Annotated in this window: 11 protein-coding genes; 5 read left to right on the forward strand and 6 right to left on the reverse strand. The window is 48.7% G+C overall.

Going from position 1 to position 17,663, the window contains the following annotated elements; translation table 11 throughout:
* Positions 1 to 220 precede the first annotated feature (220 nt).
* Complete coding sequence (locus EZV61_RS14600; protein ID WP_131416507.1) at positions 221 to 1,126, forward strand: AraC family transcriptional regulator; 906 nt, start codon at positions 221 to 223, stop codon at positions 1,124 to 1,126.
* A gap of 212 nt (positions 1,127 to 1,338) precedes the next feature.
* Here EZV61_RS14600 and EZV61_RS14605 read toward each other — a convergent pair whose 3' ends face one another.
* On the reverse strand, positions 1,339 to 1,926 hold the full coding sequence (locus EZV61_RS14605; protein WP_131416509.1) for a TetR/AcrR family transcriptional regulator: 588 nt from the start codon (positions 1,924 to 1,926) through the stop codon (positions 1,339 to 1,341).
* Positions 1,927 to 2,059: 133 nt separating this feature from the next.
* Here EZV61_RS14605 and EZV61_RS14610 point away from each other — a divergent pair, with 133 nt between their 5' ends.
* Positions 2,060 to 3,103: an alkene reductase gene (locus tag EZV61_RS14610; protein ID WP_131416510.1), complete on the forward strand. Its 1,044-nt coding sequence runs from the start codon at positions 2,060 to 2,062 to the stop codon at positions 3,101 to 3,103.
* Positions 3,104 to 3,246: 143 nt separating this feature from the next.
* Here EZV61_RS14610 and fusA read toward each other — a convergent pair whose 3' ends face one another.
* The 3 genes from fusA to EZV61_RS14625 form a co-directional block, all read right to left on the reverse strand.
* Positions 3,247 to 5,277, reverse strand: a complete 2,031-nt coding sequence (gene fusA, locus EZV61_RS14615) for an elongation factor G (RefSeq protein ID WP_131416512.1) — start codon at positions 5,275 to 5,277, stop codon at positions 3,247 to 3,249.
* A 347-nt stretch (positions 5,278 to 5,624) separates the two neighbouring features.
* Positions 5,625 to 6,533 (reverse strand): CE1 family esterase, encoded by a 909-nt coding sequence (locus tag EZV61_RS14620; protein WP_131416514.1) that lies wholly within the window; start codon positions 6,531 to 6,533, stop codon positions 5,625 to 5,627.
* A 162-nt stretch (positions 6,534 to 6,695) separates the two neighbouring features.
* The gene (locus tag EZV61_RS14625) at positions 6,696 to 9,224 is read right to left on the reverse strand and encodes a winged helix-turn-helix domain-containing protein (RefSeq protein ID WP_131416516.1); all 2,529 of its coding nucleotides are present in this window, start codon (positions 9,222 to 9,224) and stop codon (positions 6,696 to 6,698) included.
* A 632-nt stretch (positions 9,225 to 9,856) separates the two neighbouring features.
* On the opposite strand from EZV61_RS14625, the gene EZV61_RS14630 reads away from it, so the two are divergent.
* Positions 9,857 to 12,181, forward strand: coding sequence for an alkaline phosphatase (locus EZV61_RS14630; RefSeq protein WP_131416518.1), 2,325 nt, complete (start codon positions 9,857 to 9,859; stop codon positions 12,179 to 12,181).
* A gap of 276 nt (positions 12,182 to 12,457) precedes the next feature.
* Here EZV61_RS14630 and EZV61_RS14635 read toward each other — a convergent pair whose 3' ends face one another.
* A complete protein-coding gene (locus EZV61_RS14635) occupies positions 12,458 to 13,048 on the reverse strand; it encodes a hypothetical protein (RefSeq protein WP_130567719.1) in 591 nt (196 codons plus the stop codon).
* 526 nt (positions 13,049 to 13,574) lie between these two features.
* Between EZV61_RS14635 and EZV61_RS14640 the strand changes: the two genes are divergently transcribed.
* The gene (locus EZV61_RS14640; protein WP_165569622.1) at positions 13,575 to 16,121 is read left to right on the forward strand and encodes a PKD domain-containing protein; all 2,547 of its coding nucleotides are present in this window, start codon (positions 13,575 to 13,577) and stop codon (positions 16,119 to 16,121) included.
* A gap of 70 nt (positions 16,122 to 16,191) precedes the next feature.
* On the opposite strand, the gene EZV61_RS14645 is transcribed toward EZV61_RS14640, so the two are convergent.
* Positions 16,192 to 17,085, reverse strand: a complete 894-nt coding sequence (locus tag EZV61_RS14645) for an AraC family transcriptional regulator (RefSeq protein WP_131416522.1) — start codon at positions 17,083 to 17,085, stop codon at positions 16,192 to 16,194.
* Positions 17,086 to 17,260: 175 nt separating this feature from the next.
* Here EZV61_RS14645 and EZV61_RS14650 point away from each other — a divergent pair, with 175 nt between their 5' ends.
* Positions 17,261 to 17,650, forward strand: coding sequence for a hypothetical protein (locus tag EZV61_RS14650; RefSeq protein ID WP_205695392.1), 390 nt, complete (start codon positions 17,261 to 17,263; stop codon positions 17,648 to 17,650).
* Positions 17,651 to 17,663 lie beyond the last annotated feature (13 nt).

The raw sequence follows: 17,663 nt of genomic DNA on the forward strand, positions 1-17,663 counted from the left end.
TCAAGCCAGGGCAGTATGGTGAACAACAGTGAGCCAGAGTTAGCACAGAACTACACAGCTTTTGCCTGATCCTACAAATCGTCATATCCAGACATTACAGTCACTGCCACAACGCTTATGCTAAGCAGCATCGACAAACGACTTAATCTGTTACAACTATGCCTGCTGGAATAAGGGTTGTGACGTTAGCAGAAAGCGCAGTGAACAGTGGGAGACGTAAATGGATATTCAGCCCCATCATCAGATGACCACCGAGCTGAGAACACTGCAGTGTGCCATGATCGAAAAGATGCAGGCGCTAACACCTGAGCTTGGCCTTACCGCCATAGAGCCGCAGGGGATCACGTTGATCCGTGCCGAAAGCCCGACCGAAAGAAACGCGATCGTCTGTCAGCCGTTTATCTATGTGGTGATCCAAGGGAAGAAAGCCAGCTATTTGGGAGATGAAAAATACAGCTATGATCCACTCAATTTCCTGGCGTTATCAGTGTCATTACCGCTGGAAGCCCATGTGATAGAGGCCAGTCCGGAAACGCCTTATCTGGCGATAAAAATTGATATCTCTACCGAGATGGTGAGTGACCTATTACTGCATCTACCGACACTACAACCACAATCACCCAGTCAACGTGGGATCTGCGTGTGCCCCATGTCGATAGCTCTGATGCAGACCATCGATCGCTTGCTGTCAGTTCTCACCGAGCCGAAACACACCGAGGTGCTGGCACCGCTGTGCATCAAAGAAGCACTGTATCATGCCCTGCTTGGCCCTCAGGGCCCCCAGCTTGCGGCCTTTGCCAGTCAGGGGCGACAGCATCAACGTATTGCCGAAGTGATCCGGCATATTCAACAGCACTACGAGCAACCGCTAGATGTAGACGGACTAGCCACCATTGCCAATATGAGTCCCAGCTCACTACACCAGCACTTTAAAGCGGTCACCAATGCATCACCACTGCAATACATCAAGACCATACGGTTGCATCACGCCCATCAGTTAGTGGCGGTGCAACAAACCAGTATCAGCCAAGCGGCCTATCAAGTGGGTTACCAAAGCGTGTCGCAGTTCAACCGCGAATATAAGCGCCTATTTGGCCAAGTGCCCAGCGAAGCTAAGGCTGGCTAAAGCCAATAGCATAATGCCTTAGGTTACGGGACGAGGGCGCAAACAGGGTTCGCTTCCAGAAATATTAGGAACGAATGTTCCACATTGAAGATCGTCGCATTCACTTAAAAATTTACTTTTGCCTCAATAGCCAACGTAAATAACTCCATGTTTTAGAGCCGATAACGGTACAGCTTGGCTTTAGGGAGTGGTTCTCGTTCTTCAAAAACATTTTAAGCTGCCCCACACACATCTTGATAGAGCTTATCAGCCAAGCGCTGCAGTACCTCGGCTTCGGGGTGGGTTTGCGCAAAGGTACGCAAGCCGTAAATGCCCATAACGAAATAGCGGGCTAAATGGGCACAATCTTGATCGGCACTAAGTTCGCCGTTGGTTTGGGCTTTTCGTAGCACATACTCAATCCCCTCCTGCCAGCTTGCCAAACTAGCCGAGGTAATGTTTTGGATCTCATCGTCCTGTTCAGCCAGCTCATTCAGCGCTTTAATAAGCAAACATGCCTGTTCTGACTCACAACTCAGACATTCCTGAACGATATGATCAAGATAGGTTTTTAACTGCGTCAGTGCAGCTTGGTCGTCAGTGAAGAAAGCATCGAACTCTTTTCCGCGGTCCTGTATGTACTGTTCAATTGCAGCCAATAGCAGGCCACGCTTATTGTCGAACGCACAGTAGATGGAGCCGGGGTGCAGACCTGTGGCCTTGGTAAGATCCTGCATACTGGTTTTGCCATAGCCTTTCGCCATAAACGCGCTCATGGCAGATCTCAGTACTTTCTCTCTATCGAATTCAGCATTACGCATCAGCAGGCCTTCACTCTCTGTGAGTCACATCTATTGTCATTGTACTTATTTTTGAATGTTTGCTCAAAAACATTCTTGAATAAACATTCAAAACATTCTATCTTGAACAAACATTCAAGATTCAGAGGTCGTTATGACGGATATCCTTTTTCAACCCTATACCCTGAACCCTACCCTAACACTGAAAAATCGCATCCTGATGGCGCCACTGACCCGCTGCATGGCTGACGCAGACCTGGTACCGACCCAAGCGATGACTGAGTACTATGGCCGCAGGGCTGAGGCAGGTCTGATTATCTCTGAAGCGACAATTATTCGTGCAGACGGCCAAGGCTATCCCAATACCCCCGGTCTATTTACCCCGGAGCAAATTGCTGGATGGCGCAAAGTCACAAATACAGTGCATGCCAACGGCGGCAAAATGTTCGCTCAACTTTGGCATACCGGCCGCGTTGCTCATCCCCACTTTTACCATGGTGAGCATGTGTTGGCACCTTCCGCTGAAGCAGTCGAAGGCAGCGTACCAAGAATGCGTGAACTGACTTACCAAGTGCCTAAACCAGTGACAAAGCAAGAGATAGAGCAGCTGGTAGCGGACTATGCGCAGGCAGCAGCGAACGCCATAGATGCTGGCTTTGATGGTGTTGAGATCCACGGAGCCAACGGCTATTTGATAGACCAGTTCCTGCACCATGACAGCAACAAGCGCACGGATCAGTATGGCGGTAGTCCAGAAAATATGGCGCGCTTTGCACTGGAAGTGGTAGACGCCGTGATCGACCGCATCGGCAACGACAGAACCGCCTTGCGTGTTTCCCCTGGCGCCTACTTTAATATGGCCGCCGACGACCGCGACCGTAACGTATTTGACTACCTGTTACCGGCACTGGAACAACGTAACTTAGCCTTTCTTCACGTCGGGATCTTTGATGATGCGATGGAGTTCGAGTATTTAGGTGGCCGTGCTTCCAGCTACATCCGTAGCGTTTACCACAACACATTAGTGGGTGTCGGCAGCTACACCGCCGAGACCGGCAGTGAAGCAATAACAGCGAATAAGTTCGATCTGCTCGCGATCGGCCGTCCGTTTATCGCTAATCCCGACTATGTAGCGAAGGTGAAATCAAAAGCCCCGCTGGTAGCGTACAGCGACGAGATGCTTACCAGTTTGGTATAAGCTTTTTTACCGCGACCAAATCACCAATAAACAGAAAAAATCATCAAGGCTAACTGAAGGGTTAGCCTTGTTTTTGCCGTTGTCTAATCGAGTTACAGATAAGTGGCGCGGCTACCGCAAAACAGCGCACCACTTATCATCACTTAAGCGAGCTCTTGCGAACGATAGCCCTGACAGAGTGCTTTTTGTTGCGACACCGGCACCGGCTCAAAGTGACTCAGCGCCAAGGTGAAGTGCCCTTCGCCCTTGGTGATCGACTTTAGCCGTTGTGAGTAATCACTTACCTCGCTGAGTGGTGATTTACAGTGCACCGTGGTACGCCCGCTATTGCCGACATGGGTGTCAGTGATGACACCACGGTGGCTGGCCATATCGGCTGATACATCACCCATGGCATCCGCAGGTACCGTAACAGCTAGATCCACAATCGGCTCAAGTACCACCGGCTTAGCTTTCGCCACCGCCTCAATAAACGCTTTTCTGCCAGCAGCGACGAAGGCGATCTCTTTCGAGTCTACCGAGTGATGTTTGCCATCGATCACCGTTACCTGCAGATCTTGCATCGGATACCCGGCAATAGCGCCCTCTTCCAAAATCTGCCGTACGCCCTTTTCAACAGCAGGAATAAACTGCCCGGGGATCGCCCCACCCACGACCTTGTCGACAAACCTGAATCCCTCACCTCTAGACAACGGTTTAACCGACAAGTGCACTTCACCAAACTGACCGGCACCACCGGTCTGCTTTTTGTGGCGATAATGCCCATCAGCTGCGACAGTGATGGTCTCGCGGTAGTCGATACTGGGCGTACTGGTTTCTACCGCTAACTTGTACTGGTTGCGCATCTTGTTAATCGCAGTTTTCAGGTGAAATTCACCTACCCCGGTCAGCAGGGTCTCGTTCAGACTGGCTTTATGAGACACACTCAGGCTGGGATCTTCGGCGGTTATTTTGTCGAGCGTTTCCCACAGTTTTTGCTCCTCACCTCGACGACTCGGCTTGATTGCCATACTAAACATCGGTGGCGGCAGGGTCAGACTCTGCAGATGAAAATGGTCTTCATCATGGGAATCATGAATGACCGAGTCGAAAGCCAGCGCATCGATCTTAGCTATCGCCACCCAATCCCCCGGATCCGCCTGGCTAACCTCTGCGCGCTCCTTCCCTTGCAGGCGAAACAGGTGGCCAGGTTTGAAGGGTTTGCGGCCATCACCAATAAACAACGCGCTATCAGGCTTTAACCGTCCTTGGTGCACTCGCGCCAAGGCCAAACGTCCCATAAACGGATCGATAACCACTTTAAACACATGGGCAATAGCATGACTACCCGGCTCTGGAGATAAAGTGACCGGATTGTCGTAATTCATAAATAGTGGCGGATTACCTTCAAGCGGGGTGGGCATTAACTCAGCTAACACTTGCAGCAAGGCATCCACACCGGCACCAGTGCGCGCAGACACAAAGCAGACCGGCACCAGATGCTGCTGGCGCAAGGCCTTTTCAAATGGATCATGCAACTGCTCGGGCTTAAGCTCGCTGCCCTGCTCCAGATAGAGCTCCATTAACGCTTCATCGAGTTCAACCACTTGGTCAATCAAAGCATCGTGGGCGCTTTCGACACTGCTAAACGCCGGTGTGCGATCGTATTGGGGATCAAAGTAACAATCGATGACATCATCACCGCTGGCCACAGGCAAGTTGATCGGCAACAAGGTGGGCCCCAACCGGGTTTGCAACTCATCCAATAAAGTCGCCAGATGTTCAGCATCGCTGTCAATCTTGTTAATGATCACCATGCGACATTTCTTTCGCTCGCCAGCCGTTTGAAACAGCTTCTCTGCCACATTGCTCACCCCTTCGGTGGCGTCTACCACCAGCGCACAACTTTCCACCGCTGGCAACACGCTAATAGCACGGCCAATAAAGTCGGCTGATCCTGGGGTATCCAGCACATTGACCTGGTGGCATTGATGCTCAAAATGCAGCCAACTGGTATCTATCGATTTTTGTAGCGCGCGTTCTTCAGCGTCGAAGTCACTCACTGTTGTGCCTCGGCTTAATTCACCGAGAGTATTGATGGTGCCTGTGTGAAAGAGCAACTGCTCGCTCAGGGTGGTTTTACCAGCGCCGCTTTGGCCAAGCAGGGCAATATTTCGGATGTTATCTATGCTCATGTGGGCGTCTCCGTAGGCGTTATTTTTATATCGGAAATGCAATTAAAGAAGGGTAGCCCTAATCGGGGCCAGTTGTGGCTATGGGTCATGCGCCGTCTGGGAAGGAACCCGGAACACGGCGCGGCCGTTTTTGTCATAGGCAGCATCCTCGGAACGAGTTAACACAAGTTTGCGCCCGAGACTCACTGAGATCGTTGACATTGATCAGCCATTGAAACGAATACAAATATGGAGGTCTAACTCCGAGCAACTAATAAATAGGACCTGAACAAACCAGCTCTAACTACCAGTGGTTCATGATACTGAAAGCTGATTCATTCATAAGTGGTTAGCAGCATGTCAGCCGACTAGCCGAATTTCGCTGCTGCCGAAGCGACAAAAAACGTGTGCATTAAGTTATGTAATATATCTGGTTGCCAATCAGGTACATGAACGCCTCTATTTGAGGTGGTAAATTGCATCGGTATATTGCAGTTTTGAGCAATCTCGGTGTCAGCTGTACGACCAAGCTCAAGTTCTGGCAAATGCACAGAGACAAATTCATCAGAACATTGGTTGTGGGCTCGCCAAAAATCAAAAGCATCCCAAACGGCAGGGCTAGAATAACGCGTTCCTCCGTAGTTACCGCCGCCATGATAAAAGATGTCGTTATCCGCCGTGCCGTGAACATAAGCAATGCCAACACTGTCGTTCGGCTGGCAAAATCCGTAAGCACCATCATCTTCCCAGTGGAACATCTGACCGGATGCCGAGAAGATACCAGTGACTCGATCAGCGTAATCACACGCAACCAAATTACTTAAAATCGAACCATTCGATATTCCAGCCATAAACACTTGCTGATTAACCGGGTAACTCCCTTGGATCAGATCCAAAACTTCAATCACAGCGGTGGTTCCCGCTTGATTAAATGGCCAGGCTAATTGTGGAGACTGCGCTAGCAGGAGGATATATCCATATTGATCGGCAAATTCCCGTGCCTGGTATGTGCTTTCAACACTCCTGTATGTTGCTGTCGCACCGGGAAGTATAATCAGTAACGGCGCATTTTCATCAAGGCTGCTTGGTTGATAAACAGCATAACTAACCGTACCAATCCCTGTTTCCACCTGACTGCATTCGGTGTATTCACACTCACTGGTATTATTCCCCTCGCTCGCAACTGCATCGCTTCCTCCAGAGCCACCTCCACAACCGGTTAGCCATCCGCTAAGAACAACAAAAAATCCCCATTTAACCGCTTTAAAACACTGCATATTGGTCAATCCCCATAAGATTGGAAAAGTTATGTACTTGTATCCAATTTATTTTATTTTTCGTCTGCCAGAGGATGAATCAAGGGATGAAATTAATGGTATTTTTTTAGCTAAATCACAAAGATTAAAGCGTTGAGAACAGATCGTCGATGTTAAGTGCGGTTAGCGAATTAGCAGCGCAGGCACGCGCTCAATTGCCTGACGACGACTACGCACTCCCAATTTTTTGTAGGCACGTTGAATATGGCTTTTTAACGTGTTTATAGATGTATGTGTTTGTTCGGTGATCTGCTCATTACTTAAGCCATCGCAGATCAAGGTTAGTACTCGCCACTCCTTTGCGGTAATACCGAACAATAACGCAGCATGCGGAACTTGTGACTTTCCAGTTAGCTGTTTCCCCTGTCTAAGAACGGACAGCAGCCGCTGTGCAAACACTCGCACTCCACCCTCTTCCAATGATGGAACAAGCGCTTTCAAACGAGGCAAGTAAAATGTCTTGTCATACATAAAAACCGCCACATTCCTCTGTTTTGCTGCCAACGAGACCATTAGCATAAGAGAGCCAGACAGGCTATCGTTTTGGAGTTCGGCACAAATATGGATCAACGCATCCAAACAATACAGCTGCTCTAATGCCAGTCGCAAACGCTCAGCTTCTGCTACCGCAAAGGTATATTGCCTTAACGCCTTTTCGTTCTCTCCCATGGCCTGTGATGCCCGAGCTTGTTGACGTAACCAGACTAAGTACTTCTCTCCATACCCTTTAGCAGTGGTCTCTTCACCCAACCAGTCCACAAGTTTGTGATGCTGCTCCTGCCGCAGCCAATATCCAGTCAATAGTTCATCAAAGTGGATACGAAGCCCAGTGCGTGCAGCATCGACTCTTCGGACTTCCATCTCTGTAATCAATCGAGTGACTTCAGACTGACGACCTTTTATCTGTTGCAGCCTGCAGCGCAATGGAAGCAACTGTTCCTGAAAATATTGAGGCAAGCAGTCAGCGATCTGTAATGCCTGACGTAAATGCTGATCTGCGGTCGGCAGTTCAAGTTGCTGTAAATAGATAAATCCGGCAAACAGGTGAATAAAGTACATATTGTCGCTGTACTCTAAACAATAGCGGCGAGCAAAATCAGCACCTGCGGCATTAGTAACTGCAGCTTCACTCAGTTGCCCATTCATCATCAGTAGATGGCTCAGGAATGCATACCCCCAAAGCGCACCTTCGAGTCGGCGTTGTTCAACCAACATAGGTAGATGTTGCCTAAGGCAAATAATTGCTTGTTCAATTTCACCCAAATCATATAACGCAGCCGCCAAAACCAACTTCGCTAAATGGAAAGCAGGATGCTCTACAGTAAGTAACTCAAGCGCCTGATTAGCGACACCTCTCGACTCCGCATAATCTGCCCGAAGCAAGTGATACTGTGCCCAATTGGCATAATAGCTACCCCAATCAGCGTCACCACTGCATTGCTGTTGCAGAAGCTTTTTACAACAACCCAGATGCTGTTTACCCAAAAACAGATCGCCACGCAAAATTTCGACCAAACTGTAATCAAGCATTAATTTCAGGTTGGACTCACGCTTATCTTTAGGCAGCATGTTGAACAACCGACTCAACAGCGAATAAAGCCCCCTGTCAGCCAATTCCGTTGTACCTGTCAGGAATGAAATCGCTAGCTCAACGTCACTGCTTAATTCACAGTGGTGTACGGCATCACTATAAAGGCCACTATCAAAATAGTACTTCGCAACCTGACCATTCAAAGTTTGCCAACGAGATAGATCCTGCTGTTTTAAACGTTCACGCAAGAACTCTGTGACCAAATGATGAAGTCGAAACCACTTCCCCTCTGAATCCAGTTCAACAAGGAAAATCTGATGGCGCTTCATATAGCTCAAACATTGAGTGACATCACTCGATAAGGCCAGCCGTGATGCCAGCTCAAAATCGAAACGTTCAACAACCGCGATATCAGAAAGAAACTGTTGCACGGTTCGCGGCAAAGCTGCCAACAGTTCACAGGTCAAGTAGCCACTCAATCCTGAGTTACTTAAAGTCCCCTGCCGTATCATTTGTCTAAAGCTTGAATGACTATCGGCCGTCAACGCCATCAATTTGATACCTGCGATCCAGCCCTCAACCAATCGATGAAGTTCTCGAATATCTTTTCTGTCTGTCACAAATTTCAAATTTGTACAGACATACTCCTCTGTCTCAGAGTCAAGCAGAGCTAGGTTTTCAGCAGAGAGATAGAAACAGCTATTAGACAGTAATGATCTCGACAACTGAGCAGGAAGTTCACTACGAGATGTAAATACGAAGCGGATATTCGCAGGGGTTGAATCTATCAATAGCCTCAGAAGATTCAGAGTTTCATAAGAATCAACTCGATGAAAATCATCAAAAAAAAGATATAGAGGAGACACCACAACACTGAGTTCATAAGCTAGACGCTTAACCAATAGCATTGGCGAAGCACAACCAGACCTAGACAAATTCAGTAAATTTTCAGATAGAGGCTGTTGTGCATCTACTGCTTTAACTAAATAGGCGACAAATAGATGCTGATCATTGTCTTCTTCGTCTAGGGCATACCAACAAGCATGCATTGTGTCGTTTGAGTCCAGCCACTGTTGGACCAATGTCGTTTTTCCATAGCCAGCGCCTGCATGAATCACCATGAGACGTTCTTGACTCCCCTGATCTAGCAACGACAATAAGCGCGGACGAATTAACCAATGTTTACAGCTTGGTGGCCGAGTAATCTTTGATTGAAGTAAGAAGAGTTCGAATACGTTCGCACTGCTCGCCTTAACTTTCTCAAGAGAGGTTTCTGACGGCGATGATGTGTCCACTAATTTCGCTCTTTGTCGCGGACAACACCGCGCAACACATAAAACATATCTCTATTTCTCCGTAGGTAACTCATTGTCTTTCCTTGAACACGCCAATCGGGAAAAATTAGCCTACAGAGGCTGTCTCTATGGCCCGTTGATTTACGGCAAGCTATCCCTCTTTTCTGCTAATAAAGACACCTAAAAGCCTAGTACAACAAATCGACCTAGGAGGCTATGCGCCCCGAACACTCACGGTGTGAAACGGCACTCGTGGAATACAAAGCTTTCACCAAATCAACAAAACGTGATCTTCATCAAACTGTCACCTGACTGTTACAAATCGCAAGAATACTAACAACGCCTTTTTTCAAGGTGTTGAAGGCAAGTCTCCAGCGCTAATCAAACGCGCAATCATTTTAAAAACAAACGCGCTTGCCTATTCATTTATCAAATTTTACTTATTCAGGGATTTAGTTATGCGTATTAAATTTTGTAAGCATTTGCTGTTGATACTGGCGCTCGTCGCCGGCGTAACAGCCTGTGACGACGGCTCCGATGGCGACCAAGGTATTCAGGGCGAACAAGGGGCTCCGGGCTCTGATGGCCAAGATCTGACCAATCCGGATCTGGCCACCAGTATTGATATTGGCCCCTACCAATGTACGGAAGATGAGCAGGCTGAGAACCCAAACAAAAACTGTCGCCTATATATCAAAGGCAGCATGAACAGCTGGTCTGCTCGTCCTGAAGCGGAACTTACCCACCAAGGCAACGGCATCTACATCGCCCTATTTCGTATGAGCCCTGGCGATTACAGCTTCAAAATTTCCGACCCAGATTGGAGCCCCGAGCGGGATATTGCCATCGGTACCGATGTCGCGGCCGACGTTGTATTTGATGCACCGATGCTGATGCAGCGCAAGTACACAGCCGATGACGGCACTGAATACAGCAATCAAAACATGGATATCTCGGTCACCGGCGACGAAGATCAGGTATTCCGCTTTACCCTTGATGCCTCAGAAACCATTAACCAACCGCCATTACTGCTCGAAAATGTCACTGAAACAGACAGTAGCGATTTAACCAAGCCACTGTACTTGGTGGGCACGTTCAATAATTGGAGCGCTCATCAAGACTTCCTGTTCAACTATGTTGGCGCAGGCGGCTATGAAGTGGTTGTTGCATTTGAAGAGCCACAGTTCATCAGCTTCAAGATCCAACAAGGCGATGAATATGGCAACAAATACGGTTCGTTAAAAGATACGCCGCTGACCCTGGAAAATGGCAGCTCTGTACTGACCACTTATCCAGGCGGCAACATTGCAGCAGAAGTAGAAGCTGGCGTTTACGTGTTCAATATCTCCATGCTGGGAGATAGCCAGATCGGTGTCCCCGTTTCGATGAATAAAGTCCGTGCCACAGCGGGTCACGATCAGATCGCTGTCACCAACCAAGCAACCAATCTGACAGCAGACGGCAGCTTGTTCGCCGACAGTTTTAGCTGGGCAACCTCAGGGACTGTCACCCCAACATTGATTTCTGACGCTACTCAGTCGCAAACTGATGCACGTGTTAACGCGACCGCACCAACCACGGGTCAGTTTGATGCGGCGTTGACCATCAATGCCGATACAGAAACCGAAGCATTAGACACCGTCAGCATTGAAGTAGTTGATGCCGCGCCAGCTAAAAATGTCATCTTCTTTATCGGTGACGGCATGGGTTTCCCGCAAATCGAAGCGGCACGTCACTTCAACGGCAGTACACTGGCGATGGAACAAGCGCCTGCCAACGCTGAAATCTATACAGCCAGCGCCGACACTCTAGGCTATGAGCTAGATGAGCATCACGGCGACAACTACTACACCGACTCTGCCGCCGCAGCAACAGCCTTTGCCACTGGCCACAAAGCCACCAGCGGTACGATCTCCGTAGCGCAACCGGGTAACGGTGATGACTACCCCACGATCATGGAGTACGCCAAAGCGAACGGCATGTCCGTTGGTGTTGTTGCCACGTCGGATTGCGCCCACGCTACGCCTGCTGCGTTCGTCGCCCACGGTCCTAACCGTAGCGACTACGAAGCATTATCCATCAGCATCTATCAGGAAGTGCAGCCGAACCTGACACTGTGTGGGACACGGACCTATGACCGCACCGATGACATGCATACAGTTAACGCCACAGCCGGCGGTTATACCGTCATAAACACAGAGACCGCACTCAATGCCGTGACTGTGGATACTGCTACGTTCGGCAATAACAACTTCAAGTTCGCTGGTATTTTTGGCCCACAGGACTTCAGCAACAACAGCAGCGGCATCCCTTATGTGTTGCCTCTTGAGGAACAAGCCAACAACGGTCATACCTATGAGGCATACGACATCCCAACACTAGCTGAGATGAGCGCCAAGGCAATCGAAATACTGTCTCAAAATCCAAATGGCTTTGTATTGATGGTGGAAGGCTCACAAATTGACTGGGCGGGTCACGTTAACCTGATTGAGCAAAACGTACAGGAAACCATAGCTATGGATGAAGCAGTTGCCGAGGCAATTGCCTGGACCACTAACCGGACAGACACCATGCTACTGGTCACTGCCGATCACGAGTGTGGCGGCTTGGAAGTGCAAAAAGATAACGGTGCTGGTATCTATCCCGACGTAACATGGAAATGGGGCAGCCACACCAACGTCAATGTGCCACTGATGGCTTGGGGTGTTAACGCCAACATTTTCAACGATAAAACCATTGATAACACCAGTATCTTTAATGTGATGCTAGGTGCAATCCAGTAGTCGTCAATCCGATTAAGCAGCAGACTAGAAGTAAACCAGGGCGTCCATGGCATTCATGGACGTCCTGCTTTTTCGCCATCTGGGAAGAAACCCGGAACATGGCGCGGCCATTGTAATCATAGGCAGCATCCTCGGAACGAGTTAACCCCAGTGTGCGCCCGAGACTCACTGAGATCGTTGACATTGATCAGCCATTGAAACGAATAGTGCGGTGCAGATGATCCTCCGCTGCAACTTTAGCGCCCTACCTATATCGGCGGAGACAAATCGCACCGCTTACCGAAACACCTTATCGAGAAAAGGCATGAAATAGCCCTTTTTATGGCTAGTAAATGCCGAATAATAGGTATGTTCCCCAAGTAGGTAGCGGTTTACTTCCCAGCGCATCGTTTTTGCCATCATTAAGGACTGAAACGTATAAAATAACTGGAAGCACAGATATCCGAGCAGCACTACGCCGAACCAGTCAGCCATGCCGAAACCTTGCTGTGTAACATTCTGATAGAGAGGTTGTATCGTCGAGAAAGTTAACAGAGAAATAAGTATAAACTTTGGCAACAGTAACGTCTGATACCGACGAACCATCATATCTTCGCTAGTAAAGTGAAGGTTTTTAAGCGCATTTGAGACCTCCTTCACAGGGATACCGTGCAGGTTCGCCATCCAACGATTCTCTTCTGACTCCACTAGCACATCAGACGACTCTCGCCATCGATGAATTATCATGGACACAACAACCGAATAAACCAGCTTTATCAGTAGCAGGTAGCCAACGGCCGCAGGGTAACCTGCGATAGTGATAGCACCACAAGCTATAACCATCACCAAATATAGTGTTGGCCCGTAGTAATCTTCTGCATGACTCATGCCTAACTCCCTTCATTCACTTCTTCCAACCAAGCAGCGCTGTCAGTATATCCTTTAATATCTCCTAAATTCAGTTAATTAGATCCTAATTATTGACTCCTGTAAGCACCAAGTTTCACCCGATGAGTGACGACTAGGCGCCTGTATCAAATGAGCTCTCCCACAGGCAAGCAACAACGGAGAAAACGGAGAATCCATAGCTCATAGAACACTAAACATACCGCCACAAAAGATACAGCTAACATTGACTAACAGTTGACCCCCTATTGTTCTGGACTCAATTCAGCACCTGCAAAGGTTATATTAAGCATCGGCACAACGCTGACGATGACCACATAAACAAAACCTAATACACCATTGTTTTAAATCGGTTTAATTTAACTTAGCGCAAAAACAAATCGATTTTTCCGCTGTTTATTTGCTCTACCTCTCGTATTTTGCTGAGTAAAAAAACAGCAAAAACTATCCATGCTAGCCTGCAGAACTCGGTGCGCAGATGCGCAAGGACAGATCCAAGGAACGCAAAATGATATCGGTACCCAAGCAGGCAGAATGCCGCCTCTGGCGGACAGTGTTAGGCCTCTTTTTACTGTGCAGCATGTCCAGTGTATATGCTGATAGCTGGCAGTTTAGAGGCACACCAAATAGCTGGGGCACAACCCCAATGGTAGCCAGCGGCAACAATGACTACGTCACCTGCCAGCAGTTCAGCGGCAGCAATCCGCGCTTTAAGATTGATCACTACGGTGATTGGAGTGAAAACTATCCCGATAGTGACTATCTGATAGAGAACAGCGGCAGTTACCAGATCACTTTTAACAGCGGTTCAAAGCAGGTTGATGCCACTGCCGTGGCTAAATGTGATGATGGGGATGACGGTGATAACGATACAAGTAACTTGGTGTTCTATTTCGACGCCAATGACTTCTCATCAGCCCCCACCATTTGGGCCTGGATCCCCAACGGTAGTGCGATCTCTGAACTAGAAGGTTATGGCTGGAATGCCCAGCAGGTTTTAACCATAGATGCTGACAGTGGCTATTACGTCTGGTCACTACCTGGTAAATACCAAGGGGAAATCGATTCAGGGCTTCAACTGAACTTTATTATCGACAAAGCCGATGAATTCAGCCGCAGCACCAGCGGTTGCTACAGCGATAACCGCTGGTTCGACAATCTCGGAGATTGCCTTGAGCAGCCTTTCTCTCCATATATTGGCCCCTACCTCACACTGATCCAACCGACAACTACGGGCGCGTACAACACGGCAACCGTCCTTAATCCTGCCAGCAATATGGTGATCAATTATGAGCTGGCAGGCAGTCACAGCAACTTTACTGCCCAAGCCTACTTCCGCAAAGCGGGTGATACAGAATGGCAAGTACAGGCAGAGGACAACGTTGCCGATCTCGCACCGGGCTGGGGGAAGGTGCATCACATTACCCTAAGCAATTTGCAGGCGGATACGGAGTATGAGTACAAAGTCACCAGTCCTGCCGGCGAATTCTCCAGCCAATATGCCTTTATCACCGCCAAAAATGAGATGGACTACAGTCGCTTTCTCGTGGTTGGTGACATGCAAGATGAACAAGGCCAACAACGCTGGCATGACGTCGCCCAGGCGATCGTCAATGAGCATATGGATGACTTTGATTTCATCATCACCGTCGGCGACATGGTAAAAGATGATATTCCACAAAACGGCGAGCGTTTCTATTGGTGGAAGGTGTTCTTTGATAAAGGTCAGACACTGTTTGCTTCCAAAGCCATGCTGCCAGCCATGGGCAACCATGACACCCCAGGCAACAGCAACGTCAGCGACTCTGAACAGTATTGGAGTAACGCTGAGGACACTCGCTCATTTAGAAAATACTTCTATCTCACCCCGGATATGAGTTACCCCGATTACTACAGCTTCCAATACGGTAATGCCTGTTTTATGAGCGTGAACTCAGAGATCCCTGTGTTCTATGGCCGCTATCCTGAGCGCGACCACGGCAACAATGCAGCGGCCCAAGGCAACTGGCTGCAAGATGAAGTCAATCAAGCGCAATCATGTCCTTGGAGTTTTGCGTACTGGCATGTACCGGCGATCAACCCGGCAGGCGGCAAGGATGAGGTCAAATATCTACGCCCGTATGTAAACTACTTTAATCAAAAACTCGATTGGGCGATTACCGGCCATGTGCATGAGTACCAGCGCTTGAAGCCTGTCACAGCCACCAGCCATTCACTGGACTTCAAGGCTGAGTATGGCCGTGATGCGAATAAAGGGGTGGGCTATATGATCGCAGCGCCAGCGGGACAATGGCCCCGGAATAACAGCAGCAGTGATATGCATATGCTTGCCTATTACCCCCACAACAGCAATGGCGTCGCGTATGAGATCGGCTTTAGCATCATCAATATTTCGGGTAATCATTTTGACCTGAAAACCTATGGCATGGGCAGTGTTGGTACTCAGGAGCAGCCATCAGGCTACCGCTCCGGCAATGATCGTAGCAAGCAACTCATTGACGCTGTGTCTTATAGTAAACAGGGGCTAACCGCAGATGCCGGTGACGACATCACGGTGATGATAGGCAACACAGTGCAGTTTGACGCCAGTGGCTCAACATCGGCTAACGGCAGCATTGTCTCCTATCAATGGTCCAATGGCTTAACTGGCATCTTCCCAACTAAACTCTATGCCGACGCTGGGCTCTATCCTGTCACGTTAACGGTGACTGATGACAAAGGCGAAACAGCGACCGATACCATCACCATCACGGTCACTGACGACACCGATTACAAACAAGACTTTAGCAGTGTTGATTTTCGCGGCACAGCAAATGGCTGGAGTAAAACCGCCATGCGCTTAGTGGGCGATTATCGCTGGCAGATCACTGTCACTGTCACCGACAGCAACCCCAGCTTTAAGTTTTACGCTGACGGAAAGTGGTATGGCGATGATGAGCCCGACGGCGAAACCCACAGTAACGAGTACGCCAATATTGCTATCACTCAGGGGCCAGGGACTTATCAGATCACTTTGACAGATAACATCCGTCGCTATCAGGTCAATAAACTCTAGGTTATTGAAACATCAGCGTGTTGCGGCATCGATTATTCATCGATGCCCGTAACCCTTTCTCAAGCTCTGATTAGCCCGCCGCCCTTCTCGTCTGGCCTGGTGGCTCACCCACGTTGCTTCGATAGGCTTTACGAAACGCAACTTCAGACTGATAACCACAAGCTTCGGCGATATCCATCATCGAACGATCGCTAGTCACCAATAGCATTTTGGCTTTTTGCATACGCCAGCGAGTCAGGTATTTCATCGGGGTCAGCCCAACCAGCTGATGAAAACGTTCTGCAAAGTTGGTGCGCCCCATGGCGGCTGTTTGGGCGAGAGAGACAAGATCCCAACTGACTTCAGGCTGCTTATGTATTACATCTAAGGCTTTACCGATACGGCTATCAAATAGAGCGGCAAGTAATCCTGTGTCCACGCTTTCCGCAATTTGTAGCCGCAACACCTGCACAAACAACAGATAGCAAATCTGGTTAACAGCTGCATAGCTACCCGGTTCTGAATTTTCCAGTTCGGTAACCATCAACTGTATCAAGGTACGAATGTGGGGATAACGACTCTGCTCTCCCAATTCCAAAACGATCACATCAGGCAGCTGGTCGAGTATCGGTGAGTTCCCCAGACTCTCAAAATCGAAAAAACCACATAAAAGGTTTACTGCAGGACCATCCAACTCATTGCCAGGGTCATTCAATCGAGTACCGGCACAGATCTCTGTTTCACTTGATACTAGATGTTTGACGTCATGGGGGAAAACAACTAAATCCCCTGCCTTCAGCAATCTGGGCTGGTTGCCTTCAATATGCAACCAGCCTTGCCCGGAACCAAGCATATGAAATGGGATACGACGCTGGCCTGAGGTATCCACAGCCCAATGGCCACAAAAATCTGCGTGCACATACACTTCCGCCCGCAGCTTCAAACTATGTAGTAGCTCACTCAATGGGTCTTGGTTTTTCAACATGACGCACTCTCTACCACCGTCGCTAATTTTTATTTAGGGGAGCCACCAAAAATCGTACTCATGGCTACATTTGGCGAACTTTTAGACATTATTAATTCGCAATAGTCACACTATAGTCTCTTCCGAAAGTTAACTGAACCACTTTCATCACCTAACTGAATAAAAGGAATAGACCATGAAACTCATCAATATCCTGAAGCGCGCAACGGCTGTTATCGCCATCACTTTTGCTGCAGTTACCGCTGCCAATGCAGACACTCCAATAACCCGTGATGACGGCGTCACAGTCATCCACTTGGATGAATACAGCGGCTATTTTTCTGCCGAAGAAACGGTCGCAGGACTAAAAGCTGGCGAATACGAGTTCGTCATTACAAACAAGGCAAAAAAGCTGGTGGGCTTTCAGATCCAACGCCTATCCGATAAAGAAACACTGGATATGTTTCCTCTGGAGCCGGGCGAAACCCGTATAAGCCGCGTCACTATTGGTGAAGACGGAGTGCGATTCCGCTGCCCAATCAACCCGACACCTTGGTATGACTTGGATGTGATTAAAAAAGGCTAGTTAGCACGCGGTA

The sequence above is a fragment of the Corallincola luteus genome (assembly GCF_004336975.1).
GTDB lineage: Bacteria > Pseudomonadota > Gammaproteobacteria > Enterobacterales > Neiellaceae > Corallincola > Corallincola holothuriorum.

Coding starts and splice junctions, on each gene's coding strand:
- EZV61_RS14600 (WP_131416507.1), top strand. CDS start 221: ATGGATATTCAGCCCCATCATCAGATGACCACCGAGCTGAGAACACTG.
- EZV61_RS14605 (WP_131416509.1), bottom strand. CDS start 1,926: ATGCGTAATGCTGAATTCGATAGAGAGAAAGTACTGAGATCTGCCATG.
- EZV61_RS14610 (WP_131416510.1), top strand. CDS start 2,060: ATGACGGATATCCTTTTTCAACCCTATACCCTGAACCCTACCCTAACA.
- fusA (WP_131416512.1), bottom strand. CDS start 5,277: ATGAGCATAGATAACATCCGAAATATTGCCCTGCTTGGCCAAAGCGGC.
- EZV61_RS14620 (WP_131416514.1), bottom strand. CDS start 6,533: ATGCAGTGTTTTAAAGCGGTTAAATGGGGATTTTTTGTTGTTCTTAGC.
- EZV61_RS14625 (WP_131416516.1), bottom strand. CDS start 9,224: ATGGTGATTCATGCAGGCGCTGGCTATGGAAAAACGACATTGGTCCAA.
- EZV61_RS14630 (WP_131416518.1), top strand. CDS start 9,857: ATGCGTATTAAATTTTGTAAGCATTTGCTGTTGATACTGGCGCTCGTC.
- EZV61_RS14635 (WP_130567719.1), bottom strand. CDS start 13,048: ATGAGTCATGCAGAAGATTACTACGGGCCAACACTATATTTGGTGATG.
- EZV61_RS14640 (WP_165569622.1), top strand. CDS start 13,575: ATGATATCGGTACCCAAGCAGGCAGAATGCCGCCTCTGGCGGACAGTG.
- EZV61_RS14645 (WP_131416522.1), bottom strand. CDS start 17,085: ATGTTGAAAAACCAAGACCCATTGAGTGAGCTACTACATAGTTTGAAG.
- EZV61_RS14650 (WP_205695392.1), top strand. CDS start 17,261: ATGAAACTCATCAATATCCTGAAGCGCGCAACGGCTGTTATCGCCATC.